24 protein-coding genes are annotated in these 22,677 nt (G+C 59.4%); 7 read left to right on the top strand and 17 right to left on the bottom strand.

Features of this window, described 5'->3' with window-relative positions; translation table 11 throughout:
* Window positions 1-2 precede the first annotated feature (2 nt).
* The 5 genes from surA to NOM06_RS11990 are packed head-to-tail and all read left to right on the top strand — an operon-like array spanning window position 3 to window position 4,293.
* Window positions 3-1,301 (top strand): peptidylprolyl isomerase SurA, encoded by a 1,299-nt coding sequence (surA, locus tag NOM06_RS11970; RefSeq protein WP_005349338.1) that lies wholly within the window; start codon window positions 3-5, stop codon window positions 1,299-1,301.
* Entirely contained in the window at window positions 1,301-2,296 is a 996-nt protein-coding gene (gene pdxA / locus NOM06_RS11975) for a 4-hydroxythreonine-4-phosphate dehydrogenase PdxA (RefSeq protein ID WP_255911733.1), read from the top strand. The genes surA and pdxA overlap by 1 nt, the downstream gene beginning before the upstream one ends.
* Window positions 2,286-3,098, top strand: coding sequence for a 16S rRNA (adenine(1518)-N(6)/adenine(1519)-N(6))-dimethyltransferase RsmA (gene rsmA, locus NOM06_RS11980; protein ID WP_005339016.1), 813 nt, complete (start codon window positions 2,286-2,288; stop codon window positions 3,096-3,098). The genes pdxA and rsmA overlap by 11 nt, the downstream gene beginning before the upstream one ends.
* Before the next feature lie 4 nt (window positions 3,099-3,102).
* The gene (gene apaG / locus NOM06_RS11985) at window positions 3,103-3,465 is read left to right on the top strand and encodes a Co2+/Mg2+ efflux protein ApaG (RefSeq protein WP_031227971.1); all 363 of its coding nucleotides are present in this window, start codon (window positions 3,103-3,105) and stop codon (window positions 3,463-3,465) included.
* A gap of 6 nt (window positions 3,466-3,471) precedes the next feature.
* Window positions 3,472-4,293, top strand: a complete 822-nt coding sequence (locus tag NOM06_RS11990; RefSeq protein ID WP_255911734.1) for a symmetrical bis(5'-nucleosyl)-tetraphosphatase — start codon at window positions 3,472-3,474, stop codon at window positions 4,291-4,293.
* 76 nt (window positions 4,294-4,369) lie between these two features.
* Here NOM06_RS11990 and NOM06_RS11995 read toward each other — a convergent pair whose 3' ends face one another.
* Window positions 4,370-4,870: a 2TM domain-containing protein gene (locus tag NOM06_RS11995; protein ID WP_219269602.1), complete on the bottom strand. Its 501-nt coding sequence runs from the start codon at window positions 4,868-4,870 to the stop codon at window positions 4,370-4,372.
* Between the two features lie 226 nt (window positions 4,871-5,096).
* Window positions 5,097-6,086, bottom strand: coding sequence for a luciferase-like monooxygenase (locus NOM06_RS12000; protein ID WP_255911735.1), 990 nt, complete (start codon window positions 6,084-6,086; stop codon window positions 5,097-5,099).
* A 305-nt stretch (window positions 6,087-6,391) separates the two neighbouring features.
* On the opposite strand from NOM06_RS12000, the gene NOM06_RS12005 reads away from it, so the two are divergent.
* Window positions 6,392-6,730, top strand: a complete 339-nt coding sequence (locus tag NOM06_RS12005) for a hypothetical protein (protein WP_255911736.1) — start codon at window positions 6,392-6,394, stop codon at window positions 6,728-6,730.
* A gap of 85 nt (window positions 6,731-6,815) precedes the next feature.
* On the opposite strand, the gene NOM06_RS12010 is transcribed toward NOM06_RS12005, so the two are convergent.
* From NOM06_RS12010 to rplU, 4 genes are all read right to left on the bottom strand, one after another.
* Window positions 6,816-8,186, bottom strand: coding sequence for a YjiH family protein (locus NOM06_RS12010; RefSeq protein ID WP_139493733.1), 1,371 nt, complete (start codon window positions 8,184-8,186; stop codon window positions 6,816-6,818).
* Between the two features lie 365 nt (window positions 8,187-8,551).
* Window positions 8,552-9,754 carry an Obg family GTPase CgtA gene (cgtA, locus tag NOM06_RS12015; protein WP_005339026.1) on the bottom strand — a complete coding sequence of 401 codons (1,203 nt, stop codon included), beginning with the start codon at window positions 9,752-9,754 and terminating at the stop codon, window positions 8,552-8,554.
* A gap of 200 nt (window positions 9,755-9,954) precedes the next feature.
* On the bottom strand, window positions 9,955-10,212 hold the full coding sequence (gene rpmA, locus NOM06_RS12020) for a 50S ribosomal protein L27 (protein ID WP_005339028.1): 258 nt from the start codon (window positions 10,210-10,212) through the stop codon (window positions 9,955-9,957).
* Between the two features lie 17 nt (window positions 10,213-10,229).
* Window positions 10,230-10,541 (bottom strand): 50S ribosomal protein L21, encoded by a 312-nt coding sequence (gene rplU / locus NOM06_RS12025; protein ID WP_005304210.1) that lies wholly within the window; start codon window positions 10,539-10,541, stop codon window positions 10,230-10,232.
* A 242-nt stretch (window positions 10,542-10,783) separates the two neighbouring features.
* Here rplU and ispB point away from each other — a divergent pair, with 242 nt between their 5' ends.
* Complete coding sequence (gene ispB / locus NOM06_RS12030) at window positions 10,784-11,755, top strand: octaprenyl diphosphate synthase (RefSeq protein WP_255911737.1); 972 nt, start codon at window positions 10,784-10,786, stop codon at window positions 11,753-11,755.
* Between the two features lie 80 nt (window positions 11,756-11,835).
* On the opposite strand, the gene NOM06_RS12035 is transcribed toward ispB, so the two are convergent.
* From NOM06_RS12035 to NOM06_RS12085, 11 genes are all read right to left on the bottom strand, one after another.
* On the bottom strand, window positions 11,836-12,024 hold the full coding sequence (locus NOM06_RS12035) for a DUF2065 family protein (RefSeq protein WP_005339036.1): 189 nt from the start codon (window positions 12,022-12,024) through the stop codon (window positions 11,836-11,838).
* 105 nt (window positions 12,025-12,129) lie between these two features.
* Window positions 12,130-13,014 (bottom strand): protease modulator HflC, encoded by an 885-nt coding sequence (gene hflC / locus NOM06_RS12040; RefSeq protein ID WP_005339038.1) that lies wholly within the window; start codon window positions 13,012-13,014, stop codon window positions 12,130-12,132.
* Between the two features lie 3 nt (window positions 13,015-13,017).
* A complete protein-coding gene (hflK, locus tag NOM06_RS12045; RefSeq protein WP_107682589.1) occupies window positions 13,018-14,169 on the bottom strand; it encodes an FtsH protease activity modulator HflK in 1,152 nt (383 codons plus the stop codon).
* A 91-nt stretch (window positions 14,170-14,260) separates the two neighbouring features.
* Window positions 14,261-15,547 carry a ribosome rescue GTPase HflX gene (hflX, locus tag NOM06_RS12050; RefSeq protein WP_255911739.1) on the bottom strand — a complete coding sequence of 429 codons (1,287 nt, stop codon included), beginning with the start codon at window positions 15,545-15,547 and terminating at the stop codon, window positions 14,261-14,263.
* 63 nt (window positions 15,548-15,610) lie between these two features.
* Window positions 15,611-15,874: an RNA chaperone Hfq gene (gene hfq / locus NOM06_RS12055; protein WP_005339045.1), complete on the bottom strand. Its 264-nt coding sequence runs from the start codon at window positions 15,872-15,874 to the stop codon at window positions 15,611-15,613.
* Window positions 15,875-15,946: 72 nt separating this feature from the next.
* The gene (gene miaA / locus NOM06_RS12060) at window positions 15,947-16,876 is read right to left on the bottom strand and encodes a tRNA (adenosine(37)-N6)-dimethylallyltransferase MiaA (protein ID WP_255911741.1); all 930 of its coding nucleotides are present in this window, start codon (window positions 16,874-16,876) and stop codon (window positions 15,947-15,949) included.
* Window positions 16,866-18,737, bottom strand: a complete 1,872-nt coding sequence (mutL, locus tag NOM06_RS12065) for a DNA mismatch repair endonuclease MutL (RefSeq protein WP_255911783.1) — start codon at window positions 18,735-18,737, stop codon at window positions 16,866-16,868. The genes miaA and mutL overlap by 11 nt, the downstream gene beginning before the upstream one ends.
* Before the next feature lie 3 nt (window positions 18,738-18,740).
* Window positions 18,741-18,920, bottom strand: coding sequence for a hypothetical protein (locus NOM06_RS12070; protein ID WP_255911743.1), 180 nt, complete (start codon window positions 18,918-18,920; stop codon window positions 18,741-18,743).
* Window positions 18,921-18,936: 16 nt separating this feature from the next.
* Window positions 18,937-20,628, bottom strand: coding sequence for an N-acetylmuramoyl-L-alanine amidase (locus tag NOM06_RS12075; RefSeq protein WP_255911745.1), 1,692 nt, complete (start codon window positions 20,626-20,628; stop codon window positions 18,937-18,939).
* Between the two features lie 23 nt (window positions 20,629-20,651).
* Entirely contained in the window at window positions 20,652-21,125 is a 474-nt protein-coding gene (gene tsaE / locus NOM06_RS12080) for a tRNA (adenosine(37)-N6)-threonylcarbamoyltransferase complex ATPase subunit type 1 TsaE (RefSeq protein WP_005339056.1), read from the bottom strand.
* Window positions 21,126-21,135: 10 nt separating this feature from the next.
* Window positions 21,136-22,647, bottom strand: coding sequence for an NAD(P)H-hydrate dehydratase (locus NOM06_RS12085; protein ID WP_255911747.1), 1,512 nt, complete (start codon window positions 22,645-22,647; stop codon window positions 21,136-21,138).
* Window positions 22,648-22,677: the final 30 nt, after the last annotated feature.

Raw genomic sequence — 22,677 nt, forward strand, 5'->3', positions numbered from 1 at the left:
ATATGAAAAAGACCCTGATTGCCCTGCTGACCGCGGGAATGTTCGGTGCCATGAGCCAGGCCGCACTGGCTGCGCCCGAGCTGATGGACAAGGTTCTGGCCGTGGTCAACAAGGACGTGGTGCTGTCCAGCCAACAGGACGCACTGGTCAACAAGGTAAAACTCTCCGCCCAGGAGAGCGGCCAGTCCCTGCCTGACGATGCCACCCTGCGCAAACAGGCGCTGGATCGCCTGATCCAGGAGAGCCTGCAGCTGCAACTGGCGGAGCGCCAGGGGCTGAAGATCAGCGACACCCAGCTGGAACAGGCTATTCAGGGCATCGCTGCCGACAACAAGATGACCCTGGATCAGCTGCGCGCCCAGCTCGCCCGTGAAGGGATGACCTATGCCCAATATCGGGAAGAGGTGCGCCGCGAGATCCTGATGAACGAGGTGCGCCGCAACCAGGTGCGCCGCCGTATCAACATCTCCGAGCAGGAGGTGAAGCAGGTGGTGGAGATCCTGAAGAAACAGGGTCAACAGCAGAACGAATACCACGTAGGCCATATCCAGATTGCCCTGCCGGACAACCCCACTGCCGCCCAGCTGGATGCCGCCAAGAGCAAGATCGAGCGCATTCTGGCCGCCCTCAAGCAAGGTGCCGACTTCCGCAAACTGGCCATTGCCGAGAGTAACGGACCCAAGGCGCTGGAAGGGGGCGACTGGGGCTGGATGAGCCCGCAAGAGATGCCGACCCTGATGGCGGAAGCGGTACAGGGTGCCAAGAAGGGCGACATCGTCGGCCCGCTGCGCTCCGGTGCCGGCCTGCACATCGTCAAGGTGTTCGACACCAAGGGTCAGCAGCAAGTGATGCAGACCGAGGTGAAAGCCCGCCACATCCTGATCAAGCCGTCCATTATCCTGAGCGAAGAGAAAGCCAAGGGGATGCTGGATGGCATTCTGCACGACATCAAGAGCGGCAAGGCAAGCTTCGCCAGCATGGCGGAGAAGTACTCCGAAGATCCGGGCTCTGCGGTGCAGGGTGGCGAACTGGGCTGGTCTGATCCCAACGTCTATGTCCCCGAGTTCCGCGACATGGTCAACCGTCTGCAACCGGGCCAGATCAGTGCTCCGTTCCGTACCAGCCACGGCTGGCACATCGTGCAGGTGGAAGATCGCCGCAGCCAGGATGCGACCGACAAAGCTCAGGAGCAGCGCGCCTACCAGCTGATCTACAATCGACGCTTCGTGGAGGAGTCCCAGGCGTGGCTGGATGAGCTGCGTGACGAGGCCTACATCCAGATCGAAGGAGCCGGTAGCTGATGAGCTGCCGTCGCCTTGCCGTTACCCCGGGCGAACCGGCCGGGATCGGCCCGGATCTGGTGCTGCAGATTGCCCGGCAGGATTGGCCCCACCAGTTGGTGGTGATCGCCGATCCGGCGCTGCTGCGCGAGCGGGCAACCCTGCTTGGGCTGCCCATCGAGCTTGAGCCCTACGATGCCGCCGCCCCTGCTCATCCGCAGCGGGCGGGCACCCTGACCGTCTGTCCGGTCTCCCTCGGCGCCCCCGTGGTGCCGAGCGAGCTGAACGAAGGCAATGGTGCCTATGTGTTGGCGACCCTGCAGCGCGCCTGTGATGGCAACATGAGCGGCGAATTTTCCGCCGTGGTGACCGGGCCGGTGCACAAGGGGATCATCAACCAAGCCGGGGTCTCGTTCAGCGGCCACACCGAGTTCTTTGCACAGCAATCCAACACCGCCGATGTGGTAATGATGCTGGCAACCGAGGGGCTGCGGGTCGCACTGGCGACCACCCATATTCCGCTGGCCTATGTGGCGATGGCCATCACCGAGGATCGCCTCGGCAAGGTGATCCGGATCCTCAATGAGGATCTCGCCACCAAGTTTGGCATCGCCAAACCCCGTATTTACGTCTGCGGCCTCAACCCCCACGCAGGGGAAGGTGGCCATCTCGGACGTGAAGAGATTGACGTGATCGAACCCGCCCTGGCCACCCTGCGCCAAGAGGGGATCGATCTGGTCGGCCCGTTGCCGGCCGACACCCTGTTCCAGGAGAAATACCTCAAGGATGCGGATGCGGTACTCGCCATGTACCACGACCAGGGGCTGCCAGTGCTCAAATACAAGGGCTTCGGCAGTTCGGTCAATATCACCCTGGGGCTTCCCTTCATCCGCACTTCGGTGGATCACGGCACCGCGCTGGATCTGGCAGGCAAGGGCCTGGCCGATCCGGGCAGCCTTATCACCGCGATTAACCACGCCATCAAGATGGTAGAGAAAAAAAGATATGAGCAGTAAGGTGCACATGGGCCACACGGCCCGTAAGCGTTTCGGTCAGAACTTCTTGCACGACCGGTATGTGATCGATCAAATAGTCGCCGCCATTAACCCGCAGCCGGGTCAGAATCTGGTGGAGATCGGTCCGGGTCTGGCCGCGCTGACCGAGCCGGTTGCCGCCCAGATGGACAAGATGACCGTGGTCGAGCTTGACCGGGACCTGGCAGCTCGCCTGCGCGAGCACCCGACACTCAAAGACAAGCTGACCGTCATCGAAGCGGACGCCATGCGTTTCGACTTCGGCACCCTGATGGGTGAAGGCAAGGGGCCCCTGCGCATCTTCGGCAACCTGCCCTACAACATCTCCACCCCGCTCATCTTCCACCTGTGCGAGTTTGCCGACCGGGTTGAAGACATGCACTTCATGCTGCAAAAGGAAGTGGTGTTGCGTCTGGCCGCCGGTCCGGGCAGTAAGGCTTATGGCCGTCTGAGCGTGATGACCCAGTATTACTGCCAGGTGGTGCCTGTGCTGGAAGTGGGCCCGGGCGCCTTCAAACCGGCGCCGAAAGTGGACTCTGCCGTAGTTCGCCTGATCCCGCACAAGAATCCGACCATAGTCGCAAAAGACATTCGTTGTCTGAATCGCGTCTGTACCGAAGGCTTTGGCCAGCGTCGCAAGACCATCCGCAACAGCTTCTCCAACTTCATCACCGACGCCCAGCTAACCGAGCTTGGTATCGATGGCAACCTGCGCCCGGAGAATCTCTCCCTCGAGCAGTTTGTCATGATCGCCAACTGGCTGGCGGATCAGCAACAGGCCTGATCCTGTGGCACTCCCGCACATCGAGATCCGCCCATACCCCGTGTATGTGGCGGGCTCCAAAGACCCTTACCAGTTTCACTATCTGATCGAGATTGAGAATCTGGGGCCCGGCCCGGTGCAACTGCTGCATCGGCGCTGGCTCATCACCGATGCCAATGGCAAGATGCTGGAAGTGGCAGGCCCGGGCGTGGTCGGGGAACAACCCGTCATTGCCGAAGGTGAGACCTACCGCTACCAGAGCGGCGTGCCGCTGGCGACCCCGCTTGGGGTGATGGAAGGGAGCTATACCCTGCAAGATGGCTCTGGTCAGCAGTTTGAGGCGCCCATCGCCCCCTTCACGCTGGCCATCCCCAATATTATCAACTGAGGTTTCATGGCGAACTGTTTTGTCGGTGACATCCAGGGCTGTTACGACGACTTATGCCGTCTGCTGGATCTTGCCGCGTTCGATCCCGAAAATGACGTGCTCTGGCTCTGCGGCGATCTGGTCGCCCGCGGCCCGGACTCCCTCAATACCCTGCGTTTTGTCAAAGGGCTGGGCAACCGCGCCGTTACCGTGCTCGGCAACCACGACCTGCACCTGCTGGCGGTCGCCGATGGCGTTGCACCGCTCAAGAAGAAAGACAAGCTGCAAAGCCTGATGGATGCCCCTGATCGGGATGAACTGCTGGAGTGGCTGCGCCACCGCCCGCTACTGGCCGAACATCCGGATCTGCCCATCATGATGGTGCATGCCGGGATCTCCCCCGCATGGGATGTCCGCACCGCGCGCAACTGCGCCCGCGAGGTAGAGAGCCTGCTGCGCGGTGACCAGTACAGCTGGCTGCTGCACAACATGTACGGTGACCAGCCCGATGGCTGGAAAGATGATCTGGTCGGGATCGACCGCTACCGCTACATCATCAACACCTTCACCCGGATGCGCTTCTGCTATTTCGACGGTCGTCTCGACTTCAAATGCAAGAAGGGGCCCAAGGAGTCGACCCCGGGCCTGCGTCCCTGGTTCGAGCAGCGCGAACATCACGTGGATGATCCCATTCTGGTGTTCGGCCACTGGGCGGCCCTGATGGGCAACACCGGCAAGAGCGATATCAAGGCACTCGATACCGGCTGCGTCTGGGGCAACAGCCTCACCCTGTGGCGCTACGAGGATGATGCCCTCTTTGCCACCCCCTGCCCCACTCACGCCAGCTAGGGCAGTGATTGCAAAGACCTGAACCAAAAGAGAGCCCGGCAACTTGCCGGGCTCTCTTTTTCCACAACAGCTCTGGTTACAACTTGCGCCCCAACCGTTTCTCGATCTGGCGTCGCTCCCACTCCGGGCCAAACAGTTTGAAAGGCTCGAATATCCGAATGGCATGGGACGCCAACCCCAATCCCCACCCCAGCGCCGGCCACCAGGCCCAGATATAACCCGGGTTGCTCAGGTAGTTGATAACAAACAACCCGCCAATGACCAGCAGATAGCTGGCGACATGGTGATAGAAGCCCTTGAGCCCCTCCACATACTTCATGGCAGCTCGCTCTTCAGCCGATACCTGCAATCCATCCTGCTCCATCGCGTCACTCCCTCTCATCTCATGCTCCTGTTGCCGTGTGCCGTCCAGTTGCGCCACATCGAGCTCAAAGACGGCGGCCAGGGCCTTGAGGGATTCCAGTCCGGGTTGCTGACCCTGCTCGATCCGCTGGATGGTGCGAACGCTCAGGCCGGTAAAGGCGGCCAACTGCTCCTGTGACCAGCCCCGCTGCAATCTCAACTTCCTGACGATCATCTCGAACTCCTTGTGGTTGCTTGACGGAGCCAGCATAGGGGCCGGAGGGTGGCACGCGACACGACAGCAGCCTGACACCAACCTGACTTTCCTTTTAATTCAGTACATTAGATAAAGGCTTGATATCCGGGATCCGGTTCCCCAACCGCCCCTTGCGAGAACCTGACAGCAGGGCGACACCAGACTCTCTCTGCAAGATAGCGCCTTTGTATGCGGAGAGGCGAGCTTATAGATCCCGCATCAACCCGGCTGCGATCTCGAAAGAACGTAAGCGAGCCTGATGATCGACGATGGGGCCGTTGAACATCAGCTCATCGGCCCGGGTTTCCGCCAGCAGCGCCTTGAGGCCATGGCGGATCTGCTCCGGATCGCCCACCAGAGAACGGGCAAGGGTCTGCTCCATCGCCATCAACTCGCGTGGCGACCATTGCTCGCCCAACTCGGCAACCGGTGCTGGCAGCTTGCCCGCATCACCGCGATGGAGGCGTAAGAACTGCTGTTGCACGGTAGTGAACTGGAAGCGGGCCTCCTGCTCGCTGTCGGCGGCAATCATGTTGATGCAGACCACCGCATGGGGCTTGGGCCAGCGAGCGGAGGGGCGATACTGGCTGCGGTAGATCTCCAGCGCTTGCAGCAACATGGCAGGTGCGAAATGGGAGGCAAAACCGAACGGCAAGCCCATCACCGCTGCAAGTTGCGCGCTGTAGAGGCTGGAGCCCAGCAGCCAGATGGGCAGATGCAGCCCCTGACCGGGCACCGCCTGCACAGCGCCGATCTCGTCGCCAAAATAGCTCATCAGCTCGCGCACATCGGCCGGGAAATCATCCACCTCGCCACTGCGCATACGCCGCAGCGCCCGCATGGTGCGCTGATCGGTCCCGGGGGCGCGACCAAGGCCCAAATCGATGCGGTCGGGATAGAGAGAAGCCAAAGTGCCAAACTGCTCGGCAATCACCAGTGGCGAGTGGTTCGGCAGCATGATGCCACCCGCCCCGATCCGCAGAGTGGTGGTGGCTTCGGCCAGATGGCCGATCAGCACCGAGGTGGCGGCACTGGCAATGCCCGGCATGTTGTGATGCTCGGCAAGCCAGTAGCGCTGGTAACCCCAACCCTCGGCATGGCGGGCAAGATCCCGCGAACGGCGAAACGACTCGGCAGGTACAGATCCTTCGGCAACAGGTACCAGATCGAGCACGGAATAGGGGATGGCAGACATGGGTCACTCCATTGATTTACAGGCCAGTAACAAGTGGGGCAATGTAGCACGGGATACCTGAATGAATCACTATCTCCTGCCACACTCTGCCTGCCAAGCGGCAGCAATCGAACGGAACAAATCTCAGGCAAGTATTGTTTGAACGCTCATCCTGCTGGCCGCACAAGCCCGTGGGTGGATCATATTTTCTTACATTTGCGGGCTGGCCTGAGCGCCCCGGGCTGGTTATAACGGCGCCCCTATAGCGAAGGGGGAGCAACAGACTCCCCCTCACTCTTTGTCACACCACACTGTTCAGGTTATCTATGTCAAAACATCTCGTTCTGCTGGGCGCGCTGACTCTCTCCGGTTGCGCCCTGTTGTCTCCCCCCGCCCCTACCGTCACCCCGGTGCACCTTGCCGATACCAGCCAGCGCGGATTCTACATCGAGTGCAGCAGCATGAAAGCCTGCTTCCAGCAGGCCAACCAGACCTGCCCGCAAGGTTACAAGGAGACCGACCGCCGCCAGCAGACGCTCTACAGCACCCAGTATCTGGGGGGAATCTATGACGACGAGAAGAAGGTCTACAAGGCAGCCAAGCCCTATCGCATCGCCAACACAGTCCACTCGCTGACCATCCAGTGTCCCGTCACTACAGGCTAAACCAGCCGAAGGGAGATGCACTCCCCCTCACTGCGAAAAAGAAAACGGTCAACCGAGGTTGACCGTTTTCCACTGCGCTGCGCCCTTAGAACAGCAGGTGTGCCACCCCGGCGATAACCGGCAAGGTAACCAGAGTGCGCAGCAGGAAGATAACGAACAGCTCCCACAGCTTGACCGGGATCTTGCTGCCCAGCAGCAGGGCCCCCACTTCCGACATATAGATCAGCTGGGTTACCGACATGGCGGCAATCACGAAGCGGGTCATGTCACTCTCGATGGTCGAGGCCAGCACCGCCGGAATGAACATATCGGCAAAACCGACCATGATGGTCTTGGAAGCCGCTTCCGCCTCCGGCAGTTGCAGCAGCTCCAGCAAGGGGACAAACGGGGCGCCAAGCCAGCTGAAGATAGGGGTATGTTCGGCCAGCATCAGGGCGCAGGTACCGATCGCCATCACCACCGGCAGCACGCCAAACACCATATCCAGTGCATTCTTCACCCCTTCCCGTGCAACGGCTCCGAGATCAGTCATGCTGTCAGCCTTGGTCAGCGCACGCTCGAAGCCATAGCTCATCACGCTGTGCTGGTGCGGCACGGCTTCCTGCTTGCGGCACAGGGGAGTGCCATCGGCATAGATGTCCTTCTTCCAGCAGAGCGGTGGCAGACGCGGCACCACGATGGCGGCAACCACCCCCGCCAGACAGACGGTCAGGTAGAAGGGGACGAACATGTGCTCCAGCTTCACCTGGGAGATCACCACCAGACAGAAGGTGATGGAGACGGCAGAGAAGGTGGTGCCAATCACCGCAGCTTCACGCTGGGTGTAGAACTTCCCTTCGTACTGCTTGCTGGTCAGCAGGATGCCGACGCTGCCATCGCCAAGCCAGGAGGCAAAGCAGTCCACTGCGGAGCGACCCGGCAACCGGAACACCGGACGCATGATGCGGGTCATCATGGTGCCGACAAATTCCAGCAACCCGAAATCGAGCAGCAACGGCAGCAGCAGGCCGGCAAAAATGAAGACCGAAAACAGCACCGGCAGCAGATCGTTGAGCACCAGTCCACCGGTTGCGCCGGAGTAAAGCACCTCTGGCCCCACCTGGAAGAAGGTCAGCAGCACGAAGATACCGCCCAATACCCGCACGCAGGCCCAGAAAGGGGAGACATTGAACAAGCTGTTGAGGAAAGGACGACGCACCAGAATCGCCGGCTTGAACAACCAGGCAATCACCGTCATCAGCATGGTTGTGGTGATCACCGCACTGACCATGGCGACCAGATAATCGGCAAAAACACGCTGCACCAGCTTGGCCAGCACGGCCACCGGGATGGTGACGTTACCGTCATAGACGACCGGCGTCATGAACAACAGGATCCCGATAAGTGACGGAACCAGAAACATCAACAAGTTACGGCGAGTATTGACCGCAGGTGCTTCGAGACTCTTTTCCAACATGATATGACTGCCCTAATGTTACTTTTCCCTAGCCCGGCCAACCTGCGTATTCATGCATTAACCGGCAAAACGGGCGCAAGAATACTCTAAAAAAATGCACAAACAAGCCCTTAAGGCAGAAATCTGCGCATAAATATTTCCACAGGCAAACCTTCCATTAAAACAATAAGATACAGCGGCGCATATCGATTCAATCGACATCGCCAGATAATTGTTTCGTCATTGTTAATTTTGGTGGGCAGTATAATCGGTTATCAGTAGCAGGCAATAAGTGACATCACAAATATACCTAATGAGTTGCTGCTCGATAGACATAAAAAACCGGAGCCTGTTCAGGCTCCGGTTTTCAATGAGAGTGACGGGGATCAGTCACGGACGTAGATGACTTCAACGCCATCATCTTCGTCGTCATCCCAATCGTCATCATCAAGCCCTTCATCGAAGGCAAGAGAGGCAGCCAGAGCTTCCGCTTCAGCCTTGGCCAACTGGTTCTTGTGGTAGTCGTCCCACTTGAACTCCACCTTCTCGATGGCGTCTTTGGCATCTTCCGCCAGCTGACGGGGCATGGTATCCAGCAGATCCAGAATGTCGTAGCAGACCTTCTTGGTGCCTTCCTTGCTGATGGCAGTGATGGCATAGACCGGACCTTCGTGGTTCAGGGCCGCCTTGACGCGATCCATCACCTCCTGGGCTTCCTCTTCCAGGATCAGGTCCATCTTGTTAAACACCAACCAGCGCGGCTTGCCAGCCAGTTCCGGGCTGTACTTCTCCAGCTCCTTGACGATGGTCACGGCATTTTCAGCAGGATCGGAGCCATCAACCGGGCAGATATCCACCAGGTGGATTAGCACGCGGCAACGCTCGAGGTGTTTCAGGAAGCGGATACCCAGACCTGCACCTTCGGCAGCGCCTTCGATCAGACCCGGGATATCGGCGATCACGAAGGAGCGGGAGTTCTCACCACGCACCACACCCAGATTCGGTACCAGGGTAGTGAAGGGGTAATCAGCCACTTTCGGGCGAGCCGCAGAAACGGCGCGAATAAAGGTAGACTTGCCTGCGTTGGGCAGACCCAGCATGCCGACATCGGCCAGCAGCAGCAGCTCCAGCTTCAGGGTACGCACTTCACCCGGAGTACCGTTACTCTTCTGGCGGGGAGCACGGTTGACGGAGCTCTTGAAGCGGGTGTTGCCCAGACCGTGGAAACCACCTTTGGCAACCAGCAGCTTCTGCTCGTGGTGGGTCAGATCCCCCAGCAGTTCACCGGTATCTTCATCGGTTGCTCGGGTACCGACCGGCACGCGCAGGATCTTGTCCTTGCCGCGGCGACCGGTACAGTTGGCGCTCTGGCCATTCTCACCGCGCTCGGCAGCATGGAAACGCTCGAAACGGTAGTCGATCAGGGTATTGAGGTTTTCGTCGGCGATCAGATATACGTCGCCACCGTCACCGCCGTCACCGCCGTCCGGACCACCGTTGGGAATATATTTTTCACGGCGAAAGCTTACACAACCGTTACCACCGTCACCGGCATCGACTCGAATCTGGACTTCATCAACAAACTTCATAGGTAACCGTCACCTTAATTCGAAAAACCGATACGCAATTATAGTGGTACAGACCCCTGCGGGCGATACGCATCTTGCCAATCATGCCCGTCAGAGCCAAAGTCAGCTGCGTTCCGTTTTTTCGTCAACGACATCAGAAAGACGTCAGAAAAACAAAAGCCCCGCCTGTTGGCGGGGCTTCGGATCCTTGCGGTCCGTAATTACTCAGCAACGATGCTAACGTACTTACGATTCAGCGGACCTTTAACTTCGAACAGGATTTTACCAGTCGCGGTAGCGAACAGGGTGTGATCCTTGCCCAGACCAACGTTGGTGCCCGCGTGGAACTTGGTACCACGTTGACGAACGATGATGCTGCCAGCCAGAACTGTTTCGCCGCCGAAACGCTTCACGCCCAGGCGTTTAGCTTCAGAATCGCGACCGTTGCGGGATGAACCGCCAGCTTTTTTGTGTGCCATTTATCGGACTCCTCTAATTAAGCGCTGATGCCAGTGATTTTGACTTCAGTGAACCACTGACGGTGGCCCGCTTGCTTACGATGGTGCTTACGACGACGGAACTTGACGATAGTCACTTTCTCGCCACGGCCGTGAGCCACAACTTCAGCTACAACCTTGCCACCTTCAACGAAAGGAGCACCTACTTTAAAAGTGTCGCCTGCAGCAACCATCAGAACTTCGTTGAAGTCGATGGTAGCGCCAGTCTCAACGTTCAGCTTTTCCAGACGAACGATTTGACCTTCGGCCACACGGTGTTGTTTTCCGCCGCTTTGGAATACCGCGTACATTTGATTAACTCCGTAAAGGCATGTCTTTTGCTCAAGGCTAGACATGCGCAAAAACCTATAACAATGGGCGGGCATTCTACGCAAATCGATCTGCTCAGGCAAGGCCAATTTAGCAAAAAGTTTATTTTGTGCGCATATCTGCCGCCGTGGATAAACGCCTAACTGTAACCCATTGTGAAATCGTGTAGAATCCCTGCCATTACTAAAATCGCAGTTATTGCTGCTGTCACGTTACGAGACTTATGGACCAACAGACTATCCGTGCGCTCTGTGCCGCCGACATGACGGCGGTCAATGAACTGATCCTGGCCCGACTCCAGTCCGACGTTAGTCTGATTAATCAGCTGGGTTTCTACATTGTCAGCGCCGGCGGGAAACGGATGCGCCCCATGCTGACCGTGATGGCTGCGCGTGCACTGGGCTATGAGGGTGAGGATCACCTGAAACTGGCCGCCATCATCGAATTCATTCACACCTCTACCCTGCTGCATGACGACGTGGTCGACGAATCCGACCTGCGCCGCGGCCGGGAGACCGCCAACGCCATGTTTGGCAATGCCGCCAGCGTGCTGGTCGGTGACTACCTCTATAGCCGCTCCTTTCAGATGATGGCCGAACTCTCCAACCTGCGGGTGATGGAGATCCTCTCGGATGCCACCAACACCATCGCCGAAGGGGAAGTGTTGCAGCTGATGAACTGCAACGACCCGGATACCACCGAAGAGAGCTACATGACGGTCATCTACTGCAAGACCGCCAAGCTGTTCGAGGCCGCCACTCGCCTTGCAGCCGTGCTGACTCATCAGCCCGAGCCCGTCGAGCAGGCCATGACCGATTACGGCAAGTATCTGGGCACCGCGTTCCAGATCATCGATGACGTGATGGACTACTGCTCCCAGAGCGAAGAGATGGGCAAGAACGTCGGCGACGATCTGGCCGAAGGCAAACCGACCCTGCCGCTGCTGCGCGCCATGGAAGTGGGTACGCCGGAAGAGCGCCAGCTGGTGCGCGATGCCATCGAGCACCGCAACGGCATGGAGCATCTTGAGCAGATCCTCGGCATTCTCGACCGCACTGGCGCGCTGGAGTACTCCCGCATGCGTGCCAGGGAAGAGGCCGACAAGGCGATTGCCACTCTCGCCATCCTGCCTGACTCCCAGCACAAGCACGCGCTGGAAACACTGGCCCACATGGCCGTGCAGCGCAGTGCCTGAGTAAACGACATGCATGAAAAAGAGGCCTTCGGCCTCTTTTTTATTGTCTGCTATCTGCTGGACAGTGCATTGCGCCAGACTCAGCGACTCAGCATCCAGAGGATCACGCTACCCGCCACGACTAACGAGCCGCCGATACGGCGCAACTGCTCCGGTGGCTGATCGCTCAGCAGCCGCAACATCTGCTGCCATGCCCTGGGCATCAACAACGGGCCTAGCCCCTCGAACAACAACAGCAATCCCAACCCCATCAGCATGGATGTCAGCATCCGACCTCCTTCAATGCAACCAGCCCCTCGGGTCAACGGCTGGCATTGGCACCAAAAACAAAAGGGTCTGACAATGCAGACCCTTTGAATGTGACCTCGTGGCGATTACTGCTTGGTGCCGTGAGGAGACTTGAGGTAACGGAAGAACTCGCTGTCCGGCTTCAACACCATCAGGTCGTTACCACCGGCAAAGCTCTTGCGATAGGCCTCCATGCTACGCACGAAGCTGAAAAACTCGGGGTCTTTCTTGTAGCTGTCGGCATAGATCTTGGCGGCTTCCGCATCCCCTTCACCACGCAGTTGGCGAGCGTTACTCTCGGCGTCGGCGATCATGACGGTCACCTTGCGGTCGATATCGGCACGCAGGATTTCAGCCTTCTCGCGACCCTGAGAGCGGTGCTCACGGGCAACTGCGGTTCGCTCGGCACGCATCCGTTGGTAGATGGAGTTGGAGACTTCCACCGGCAGGTTGATCTGCTTGATCCGCACATCCACCACCTTGATGCCGAGCTCGGAGGAGCGCGCCATCTTCTTCAGGGCATCTTCCATCACGGTACTGCGCTCACCGGAGACGATGTCCTTGATGGTGCGGTTACCTATCTCGGAACGCAGACCGTTGTTGATCTTGCGTTTGAGCAGATCTTCAGCCTGCAGTTTGTTACCACCACCGGTTGCCAGGTAGTACTTGGAGAAGTCCTCGATCTTCCACTTCACGTAGGAGTCGATGATCAAGTCTTTCTTCTCGGAGGTGACAAAACGGTCGGCCTGGCTGTCAATGGTCTGGATGCGTGCATCCATCTTGCGAACCTGGTCGATGAGCGGCACTTTGAAGTGCAGGCCCGGCTCATAAAGGCGGGGTTCACCGGAGTCAACCCGCTTCACCTTGCCAAACTGCACCACAATCCCCTTCTGACCTTCATCAACGATAAAGACAGAGGAGAAGCAGACCATGGCCGCGACAGCGATTGCACCAATAGCTAGCTTTTTCATCTATCAGTTTCTCCCTGAGCTGAAGCGGTCACCGCTACGCAGCGGCATTGTCGGGGTAGAGTTGGCACCCTCGTTGGAAACGGGGACCTGCTCTGTGACCGGGGCGACAGTGGCACGATCAGACTGGGCAGCCTTCGGCTTGCCAGACAGCTTGTCGAGCGGCAGGTAGATCATGCTGTTGTTGCCAGCCGGCATGTCGACCACCACCTTGTTGGCCTGCTGATAGAGCTCTTCCATGGTTTCCAGATAAATACGCTCACGGGTCAGCTCGGGGGCAGCCTGATACTGGGGCAGCAGCTCGTTGAAGCGAGCGACTTCACCCTGGGCTTTCAACACGATCTGGGATTTGTAAGCTTCCGCTTCCTGCTCCAGACGCTTCACCTGACCACGGGCCTTGGGCTCGACTTCACGGGCATAGGCTTCTGCTTCACGAATGAAGCGCTGTTCATCTTCCTGAGCGGAGATGGCGTCATCAAACGCGTCTTTCACCTCTTCCGGCGGACGCGCCGGCAGGAAGTTGACGTCAACGATCTGCAGACCCATCTGGTAAGGCTCGATGATGCCATCGATCACCTGCCAGGTCTCCTGACGCACCTTCTCACGACCGGTAGTCAGGACGTCATCCATCCGGGTATGACCCACCACGTAGCGCAGGGCGCTATCGGTAGCCTGACCCAGACTCTCGTCGGCATTGGTCACGCTGAACAGATACTGCTCGGGATTGACCACACGGTACTGCACGTCCATCTCGACCCGTACCACGTTCTCATCCTGAGTCAGCATGAAACCGGAGGCAGGCAGAGAGCGCACGGACTCGACGTCCACCGGGATCACCTGATCAATAAAGGTCGGCTTCCAGCGCAGGCCCGGCTCGACAATATGGGAAAACTTGCCAAACCGCAGTACGGCACCACGCTCCGCTTCGCGAATGGTGTAGAAGCCGCTGACGACCCACACCACCACAGCCACAACCAGCGCGATGGAGATACCAAAGCGACCTACATCGCCGCCAGATTTGCCGCCACCAAACAAGCCACCGAAACGGCGACTCACTTTGCGCAGCATTTCATCCAGATCAGGGGGTCCCTGATTCTTGCCGTTATTCCCCCAAGGGTCACGGTCTTTGCCGTTGTTACCAGGCTCATTCCAAGCCATCAGCGTCTCCATTAATACATGCGGATGGATATCATCTCTATCGGGCCGTCATACGTTGCGAAGCCCCTAAGGATTCATCTTCATCAACGAATCAATGCCTGATAAAGCGTTGTAAACTCTCACCTTCCTGTTTCACGAGGCGGTTCCAGTCGGCCACTTGCAAGCGGACTTCCAGCACGAAATCACCCTCCTCGCTAAAACCTTCCTGCTCAATCCCTTTCAGCTGATAGAGCGCACTGCGCAATCTCGCGGCAGAAGGAGGCAACTGCAGGGTGTGATGCACCATAGAGCCAGCCAGCAATTCGGTCAGCGCCGTAAACAGATGCTCACAACCTTCACCAGTCTGGGCCGACAACCAGACGCGCAACGGGCGCCCCTCGTCATCTCGCTCCAGACCTACCGGACGATCCGCCAGCTTGTCTATCTTGTTGCAGATCATCAGCTGGGGCCTGTCATTGGCTTCAATTTCGGCCAATACCTGCTGCACGGAGTCGATATTCTCCTGCATCTGCTCATCGGCACAGTCCACCACATGCAGCAGCAGATCCGCTTCACGGGTCTCCTGCAGGGTCGCCTTGAAGGCCGCGACCAGATCATGGGGCAAGTGTCGAATAAATCCAACTGTATCCGCCAAAATCACATCACCCACATCCCGGATCACCAGTTTACGCAGGGTGGGATCCAGAGTTGCGAACAATTGGTCGGCAGCATACACGCTGGCAGCTGTAAGTTGGTTGAACAAAGTGGACTTTCCGGCGTTGGTATAACCAACCAGTGACACCGTCGGTACTTCGTTGCGGTTGCGGGCGCGGCGTCCCTGCTCCCGCTGCTTGGCCACCTTGTCGAGCCGACGCAAAATCGCCTTGATGCGTTCCCGCAGCAGACGTCGGTCAGTTTCAAGCTGGGTTTCACCCGGCCCACGCAGACCGATCCCGCCCTTTTGACGCTCAAGGTGGGTCCAGCCTCGCACCAGACGAGTGGAAAGATGGCGCAACTGGGCCAGTTCGACCTGCAGTTTACCTTCGTGGGTTCGGGCGCGCTGGGCGAAGATATCGAGGATCAGGCCGGTTCGGTCCACCACCCGGCACTGGAACAGACGCTCCAGGTTGCGCTCCTGGGCAGGGGTCAGGGCATGGTTGAAGATGACGACGTCGGCATCCAGCATCTGGACTTGGGACGCGATCTCTTCAGCCTTGCCACTGCCGACAAAAAATTTGGCACTGGGCGCACTGCGACTGGTGGTAATTACCCCCAGCGCATTGACTCCGGCCGAGCTCACCAACATCTTGAGCTCTTCCAGATCCTCCCGCTCACCCTCATCACTGAAGTTGACATGCACCAGAACGGCCTGTTCGCCAGCTTCATAACGGTCAAACAAGCGCTTGCTCCTTAACAGGAATCATGATGAATCTGAGTTGACGAGTCGACTCGCCCAAGGATATCACGCCTCGGCATCACCCTGTTCATCAGCCGCGCCACCCGGAGTGGGCTGGTGATGATTAACGGCACGGGCCGGTACGACAGTCGAGATGGCGTGCTTGTAAACCATCTGGCTCACGGTGTTTTTCAGCAGGATAACAAACTGGTCAAAAGACTCGATCTGACCTTGCAGTTTGATGCCGTTCACCAAATAGATAGAAACAGGAATCCGCTCACGGCGCAGCGCATTCAAAAACGGGTCTTGGAGAGATTGCCCCTTAGCCATTTTTCTTTTCCTTATAGTTTGTTGTTTTTAAACACCGAATATCAATATAACAACCTGATTATACAGGGAGTGTCAAGCCGCACCAGCGCGAGCAAGCACGCGGTCGAGATTGCCAGACTCACCAGATTCCAACCAGGTCACATCGGGCCAGCCGCGCAACCAGGTCATCTGTCGTTTTGCCAATTGGCGTGTGGCAACAATGCCACGATAACGCATCTCATCATACCCCACTTCACCGCACAGGTAGTCCCACATTTGGCGATAACCCACACAGCGAATGGAGGGGAGATCCGGGTGCAGATCGCCGCGCGCCATCAGCGCACGAACCTCCTGTTCAAAGCCACCTTGCAGCATCTTGTCAAAGCGCTGTTCGATACGCTGATGCAGCACGGCACGATCACTCGGGGCGATGGCAAACTGCTGCACCCGATAGGGCAAGCCCTCCCCCTGCACTTGCGTCAACTCGGTAAGGGTCTTGCCGCTGATGCGGTAGACCTCCAGCGCCCGGGAGAGTCGCTGCGGGTCATTGGGGTGGATCCGCGCCCCGGCCACCGGGTCGATGCGCACCAGCTCATCGTGCAGCGCCTGCCAACCAAGGCGGGCAGCCTCTTCCTCAATCCCGGCTCGAATGGCGGGATCGGCGGAGGGCAGCGGGGACAATCCCTCCAGCAGCGCCTTGAAATAGAGCATGGTGCCGCCCACCAGCAGCGGAATGCGGCCACGGTCGGCGATCTCTTTCATCTCCCGCAGGGCATCCTTGCAAAAATCTGCTGCCGAATAGCTCACAGCGGGATCAAGAATGTCGATCAGCCGGTGCGGAGCACGCGCCAGTTCATCAGCGGTGGGCTTGGCCGTACCTATATCCATGCCGCGATAGATCAGCGCAGAATCGACGCTGATGATGTCGCAGGGCAGCGTCTGGCACAGTTCAATGGCGAGATCCGTCTTGCCGGAGGCCGTCGGCCCCATCAGAAAAATTGCGGTCGGCAAGTCACTCGCCATGTTCAAACTCCTCCAGCACGGTCGCCAGCGAGAGCGGGCGCACCATGCGCATGTCTGCCAGTTGGTCACTGAAATCGGTCACAAGTTCCGTCAGCAGACGACTGGCAGTTGAAAAATCGTATATCTTCTCGCGGCTTATCCCCTGCTCCACCAGCCATTGGCATAATACTTCAGCCTGCTGACCAGCATCACTGTCAGATCCGCCCTCGATAATTTGCAGCAATTCGGGTAACAGACGTACCAGATCGGTCTGGCGCAGCAGAGCCGGTACCCGAGTCAGGATCATGGTGTCGCGCCCCCCGCTTTTCAACTCCAGCCCCATCCGTTTCAGCAAACGCTCCTGCTCGGTCACCAGCGCGATCAAATTCTTCGGCAATTTGAAGGAGACCGGCAGCAACAGTGGCTGGGCCGCCAGCCCCTGACCCCAGGTCTCCAGCAGCCAATGGCGCAGCAGCACCCGCTCGGCGCGCACCAGAGATAGCAGCGCCAGCTGATTATCCCGCTCGATCAACAGGTAGGCCTGCTCCACCAGTGTCAGGGCGCGACATCCCCCCTGTTTGGGTGACGGCACTGTGTCGGTGGACTGTGCGGGAGCAGCCTCAGCCGCAGTTGCGATAGGCAGCGTGGTGAGCAGAGCCCCCATGCCACGCATCGCCTCCCGGCTTGGGGGCTCGGGCGCTTGATAATTGCTGGCTCGGCCAGCCCCACCGCCGCCCTCCCGCACCTGTGCAGGTGCCCGGTAGCTGTGCTCGGCACCGTACCACTCCGGGCGTGGCGCCTGACCGGGATATTCGATCTGCGGACTGACCGGCAACTCGACCAGGGTTTCGGCCAGCGGCACATCCTGATGAGCGGCGCTGACTCCTTCGCGGCGCAGCGCAGTAAACAGCGCCTGAAAGATAAAGTCGTGGATCAGTCGCGCCTGATGGAAGCGCACCTCATGCTTGGCCGGGTGGACGTTGACATCCACCTGACGGGGATCCAGCTCGATATAGAGCACATAGGCGGCGAAGCGGTCGGGAGGCAGCAGCTCGTCATAGGCCTGACGAATGGCGTGGTTGATGAGCTTGTCGCGCATCATCCGGCCGTTGACATAGGTGTATTGCAGATCGTTTTGTGGTCTTGCCCCCTCCGGAGTCGCCAACCAGCCCCACAACCGCACGTCGCTGTGTTCGCTCTCCACCGCCAGCGCATGGTGCATGAAGGGGGTTCCGCAAACGGCGGCGAGGCGACGCTCCTGCTCCGGCACGGTATTGGCGGCCTTGTACTGGCGCACCACCTTGCCATTGTGGCGCAGGATCAGGGTGGCATCGAAGCGGGAGAGCGCGATGCGGCGCACCAGCTCGTCGATATGGGCAAACTCGGTCTTTTCACTGCGCATGAACTTGCGCCGCGCGGGGGTATTGAAGAAGAGGTCCACTACCTCCACCGTAGTGCCCACCGGATGGGCCGCCGGCTTGATGGTGACGCTCATCTCCCGCCCTTCTGCCTGGGCTTGCCAGGCTTCGGACTGCTCGGCGGTACGGGAGGTGAAGGTGAGACGGGAGACCGAACTGATTGAGGCGAGCGCCTCGCCACGAAAACCGAGGCTGTTGATCCCTTCCAGATCGTCCAGCGTGGCCACCTTGGAGGTCGCATGACGCGACAGCGCCAGCACCAGCTCGTCTTTGGCGACGCCACAGCCGTTGTCACGGATGCGGATCAGCTTGGCGCCCCCCTTGTCGATGTCGATCTCGACCCTGTCGGCCCCCGCATCCAGGCTGTTCTCCACCAGCTCTTTCACCACAGAAGAGGGCCGCTCCACCACCTCTCCGGCTGCAATCTGGTTAGCCAGAATGGGTGGCAAAATACGGATCGGCATCATTTACTCCTGAATTTCTATCTTGCGGATGGTCAGTCTCTTAAGGCTCCAGGAGGGCCGCACCACCACCTCTCCACCAACCGGAATCTGGTTAGCCAGGATAGGGGGCAATATACGGATCGGCATCACTTGCTCCTGAATTTCTATCTTGCGGATGGTATTCGCTAACAACGGGAGCGGCATCACCCGCTCCCGCGCGTCAGTTTTGCGGAATGTAGAGCACCTGCCCTACCTGAATATTCCGCGACTTGAGCTTGTTGATCTCTACCAGCCGTGCCTGGCTCACCCCATGTTTCTCGGCAAGGCGGGAGAGACTCTCCCCCCGCTTGACCACATGGCGGATCATCTGCGACTTGTCGTCACTGCGAACGGGGGCGGCACTGCGGCTCTGCCCCTGCTGGGGAATATAGATGGTCTGACCGATCTGAATATCCCGGCTGCGCAGCTGGTTGATCTCCACCAGAGTGGACTGACTCACTCCATGCTTCTCGGCAAGGCGAGAGAGGCTCTCGCCCCGTTTGACCACATGGCGGAGCATCCGCGATTTGTCATAGTCCCCCACACTGCTGACCGGTGCACCGCTCTCTTGCGCTGCCGCCGAGTAAGGCTTGATCACCCCGGCGCCAGAGCCGCTAGCCGCACCGCCGTCGCGGGTGGTGGCGGGCATCTTGTTGGTCACTACCGGCTGCGACTGTGTCTGCCTGGGCTGGCTCACCGGGTGCCGGGCTACCGGTGCAGGGCGAGTGTTCGCGACAGGTTGGCTCACCTGCCCCTTGCCGGTCAGCATGGCCCCCTTGGTCGGGTGGGCGCGGTAGTAGTTGCGGATCCCCTCGAAGATGGCGCGGGCCAGCTGGTCCTGATAGCTGGCGGTAGCCAGCAGCTTCTCTTCCGCATGGTTGGAGATAAAACCGGTCTCCACCAGCACCGAGGGAATATCCGGCGCCTTCAGCACCGCCAGACTGGCGTGTTCCGGCGCCTTCTTGTGCAGTCGGGCAACCTTGCCCATGGAGCGCAGGATCTGGCGGCTAACGTCATATCCTTCGGCACGGGACTTGTCCATGGAGAGGTCGAGGAAGGTCTGTGCCAGATAGGGGTTGGGATCGGATTCCGCCAACACCTTGCCGACACCGCCCAGCAGCTCGCCCTGCTTCTCCTGCTTCTCCAGCCAGCTGCCCATCTCGCGGTTGGCACGGTTGGTCGACAAGACCCAGACCGAGGCACCGCGCGGGGTCGAGTTATGAAAACTGTCTGCATGGATAGAGACCAGCAGATCCGCCTTAGCCTTGCGGGCGATCTCGGATCGCTTGTTGAGATCGACGAAGTAGTCGCCACGACGGGTCATCACGGCGCGCATCCCCGGCTCGCGGTCGATCAGTGCAGCCAGCTTCTGGGAGACCGCCAGCGTGACCCGCTTCTCGTAGGTACGGCGCGGGCCGATGGATCCCGGGTCTTCCCCGCCGTGGCCCGGGTCGATGGCAATCACCACCCCCTTGCCCTTGCCACCGACGGGCGTGGCTTGCACCGCAGCCGCCGAGCGCTTCTCTTCATAAGGGAGGTCGATGACCAGACGGTGGCCATAGGGCCCGGCTGGCGCCAGCGGAAAGACCACCGGCTTGATGGCGGAGCTGAGATCCATCACCAGTCGCAAACCGCCCTTCTCCAGCGGAGTGCTCTGGCGGATCTTGCGCACCAGTTCGCTGTTGTTCTCGATCCGAGCCAGATTGGCGGCGTTGCTCGCCCCTTTCAGATCGATCACCAGCCGATCCGGGCCGGTGAGGGTGAAGTAGTTGTAATTGGGGGCGCTGCTCATATCGAGCACCACCCGGGTGTTATCCGGTGATGGCCAGATTCGTACGCTCTTGAGCTGATTCGCCCAAGAGGGTAACGCCATCAAGGAGAGAGCAATAACAAGGATCAAGCGCACGTAGATGACAACCGTTCCAGAATGGCTTCGCCAATAGCAGTGCGAGCCTCTATCAGAACCTCGCGCTGCTCGCCTACATAGGTGAGGGTAATTTCCAGGTCGGGAGCCGGTAACCAGCCCTCGCCCTTCTCGGACCACTCCACCAGACAGAGTGTGTTGGCGGCAAAATAGTCCCGAATGCCCATGAATTCCAGCTCTTCCGGATCTGCCAGGCGATAGAGATCGAAATGGTAGACCTGCCAGCCATCGAGCTCATAGGGTTCGACCAGGGTGTAAGTCGGGCTTTTTACCTTGCCCTGATGGCCAAGGCCCTGCACCCAGCCGCGGGTCAGGGTGGTTTTACCGGCGCCAAGCGTGCCATGCAAAAACACTGTGGTCGCCTGCTGGCAGGCCTGTGCCAGACGGCCACCCAGTGCCACGGTTGCTGCCTCGTCCGGCAGTGTCATCATCAACTGTTTTGCCATGTTCTTCTTTTTAACTTGTAATGGTGTCGGGATTAACCAGTTTGCGGATCAGCGGCAGCAGATCTGACGCCAGCATGCCCCGCTCGCCGTCAGCGGCGGCCTGATCTGCAGCCTCGCCGTGGATCACGGCGCCCAGCCAGCTTGCCATGGTGGCAGACCAGCCCTGGGCCAAAAGGGCGGCGATTATACCAGATAACAGATCGCCCATCCCGCCACTTGCCATGCCGGGATTGCCTTCACAACAGAGAGCGACCCGCTCGCCGTCATAAATAAGTGTTCCCGCCCCTTTTAACAACACCACACCGCCATAACGCCGCTGCAGCGCCTGCACGGCGGCAAACCGGTCGGTTTCAATCTCGGCAATGGAGCATCCCAGCAGGCGCGCAGCTTCACCGGGATGGGGCGTGAGCACCCAATTATCCTGATGGCGGGGAGATTGCGCCAGCCAATTCAATCCATCGGCGTCCAAAACCAGTGGCAGCCGTTCGGTGAGATTACGAGCGATTTGCGCGCTTCCCCACTCATCCTGACCGAGCCCGGGGCCAATGACCCGCACCGACGCCCACCCCTCGTCATCTGCGGTAGTGAGACTCATCAGTTCGGGTTGATAGAGGCTGACCGGCGGATGTTCCGGATGCTGACATACCCGCACCAGCCCGGCCCCCGCCCGCAGGCAGGCGCGGGCAGCCAGCACGATGGCCCCCTGCATGCCGCGATTGCCCCCCACCAGCAGTACCTTGCCATAAGAGCCCTTGTGGGAAGCGCGCGGGCGCGGGGTCAGCTGCGTGCAGAGCTGCGGATAATCGATACGCCAGGCAGCGGGCAGCATAGTGTCATCAGGCGTGACGCCAAGGGGATCACAGTCGAGCTGGCCGACGCAATCCACCCCATCGCCGGTGAGCATCCCCTGCTTGATACCGATAAAGGTGAGAGTGCGCGTGGCCTGCACCACGGCCCCCATGGCACGGCCGGTATCGCCGTTGAGGCCGGAGGGGAGATCCACCGCCAGCACGGGCACAGCCAAGCCATTGATTGTTGCGACGATCTTTGTCAGTAGTGGCGAGAGGGGCGTGTTGACGCCGGTGCCAAGCAGGGCATCGACCACCAGCTCCGGGGTGGAGTGCTGGTCCTTATCAAACTGCTCGGCCAGCCAGACCCGGCCACCGGCCGCCAGCCACTCATCGGCGGCCCGTCTGGCATCCCCCTTCAGCTGGTCGGGTGCTCTGGCGGCAATCACCACCACCTCGATGCCAATCTGGCGGGCAAGGCGGGCCAGCACATAGCCATCACCGCCGTTATTGCCGGGGCCGACGAAAATCCACCAGCAGCGACTGTCGGGCCAATGCAGAGTGGCATAGGTGCGCAGCGCAGCACCGGCTCGCTCCATCAGGGCATAGAGAGGTTGCCCCTCGCGCGCGGCCCAGTTGCGCTCCAGTGCGCGGATCTGTTCAGTCTGCCACAGCCCCTGTGGTAAACTGCCCCCCTCTTTTGTGCCCAATGCGCCCCTGATGATCTCTACCATGACGGCTCCCGCCTATTATCAATCGACCCA

It is taken from the genome of Aeromonas sp. JL9 (assembly GCF_024436075.1).
In the GTDB taxonomy this organism is placed as follows: domain Bacteria; phylum Pseudomonadota; class Gammaproteobacteria; order Enterobacterales; family Aeromonadaceae; genus Aeromonas; species Aeromonas veronii.

Bases quoted from the DNA above. Each gene is read 5' to 3' on its own strand.
- rpmA (WP_005339028.1), bottom strand. From the start codon at position 10,212: ATGGCACACAAAAAAGCTGGCGGTTCATCCCGCAACGGTCGCGATTCT.
- rplU (WP_005304210.1), bottom strand. From the start codon at position 10,541: ATGTACGCGGTATTCCAAAGCGGCGGAAAACAACACCGTGTGGCCGAA.
- NOM06_RS11995 (WP_219269602.1), bottom strand. From the start codon at position 4,870: ATGATCGTCAGGAAGTTGAGATTGCAGCGGGGCTGGTCACAGGAGCAG.
- surA (WP_005349338.1), top strand. From the start codon at position 3: ATGAAAAAGACCCTGATTGCCCTGCTGACCGCGGGAATGTTCGGTGCC.
- ispB (WP_255911737.1), top strand. From the start codon at position 10,784: ATGGACCAACAGACTATCCGTGCGCTCTGTGCCGCCGACATGACGGCG.
- NOM06_RS12085 (WP_255911747.1), bottom strand. From the start codon at position 22,647: ATGGTAGAGATCATCAGGGGCGCATTGGGCACAAAAGAGGGGGGCAGT.
- miaA (WP_255911741.1), bottom strand. From the start codon at position 16,876: ATGGCGAGTGACTTGCCGACCGCAATTTTTCTGATGGGGCCGACGGCC.
- tsaE (WP_005339056.1), bottom strand. From the start codon at position 21,125: ATGGCAAAACAGTTGATGATGACACTGCCGGACGAGGCAGCAACCGTG.
- rsmA (WP_005339016.1), top strand. From the start codon at position 2,286: ATGAGCAGTAAGGTGCACATGGGCCACACGGCCCGTAAGCGTTTCGGT.
- NOM06_RS12070 (WP_255911743.1), bottom strand. From the start codon at position 18,920: ATGCCGCTCCCGTTGTTAGCGAATACCATCCGCAAGATAGAAATTCAG.
- NOM06_RS12005 (WP_255911736.1), top strand. From the start codon at position 6,392: ATGTCAAAACATCTCGTTCTGCTGGGCGCGCTGACTCTCTCCGGTTGC.
- hfq (WP_005339045.1), bottom strand. From the start codon at position 15,874: ATGGCTAAGGGGCAATCTCTCCAAGACCCGTTTTTGAATGCGCTGCGC.
- hflK (WP_107682589.1), bottom strand. From the start codon at position 14,169: ATGGCTTGGAATGAGCCTGGTAACAACGGCAAAGACCGTGACCCTTGG.
- NOM06_RS12010 (WP_139493733.1), bottom strand. From the start codon at position 8,186: ATGTTGGAAAAGAGTCTCGAAGCACCTGCGGTCAATACTCGCCGTAAC.
- mutL (WP_255911783.1), bottom strand. From the start codon at position 18,737: ATGCCGATCCGTATTTTGCCACCCATTCTGGCTAACCAGATTGCAGCC.
- cgtA (WP_005339026.1), bottom strand. From the start codon at position 9,754: ATGAAGTTTGTTGATGAAGTCCAGATTCGAGTCGATGCCGGTGACGGT.
- pdxA (WP_255911733.1), top strand. From the start codon at position 1,301: ATGAGCTGCCGTCGCCTTGCCGTTACCCCGGGCGAACCGGCCGGGATC.
- NOM06_RS12075 (WP_255911745.1), bottom strand. From the start codon at position 20,628: ATGGCGTTACCCTCTTGGGCGAATCAGCTCAAGAGCGTACGAATCTGG.
- NOM06_RS12035 (WP_005339036.1), bottom strand. From the start codon at position 12,024: ATGCTGACATCCATGCTGATGGGGTTGGGATTGCTGTTGTTGTTCGAG.
- hflC (WP_005339038.1), bottom strand. From the start codon at position 13,014: ATGAAAAAGCTAGCTATTGGTGCAATCGCTGTCGCGGCCATGGTCTGC.
- NOM06_RS12000 (WP_255911735.1), bottom strand. From the start codon at position 6,086: ATGTCTGCCATCCCCTATTCCGTGCTCGATCTGGTACCTGTTGCCGAA.
- NOM06_RS11990 (WP_255911734.1), top strand. From the start codon at position 3,472: ATGGCGAACTGTTTTGTCGGTGACATCCAGGGCTGTTACGACGACTTA.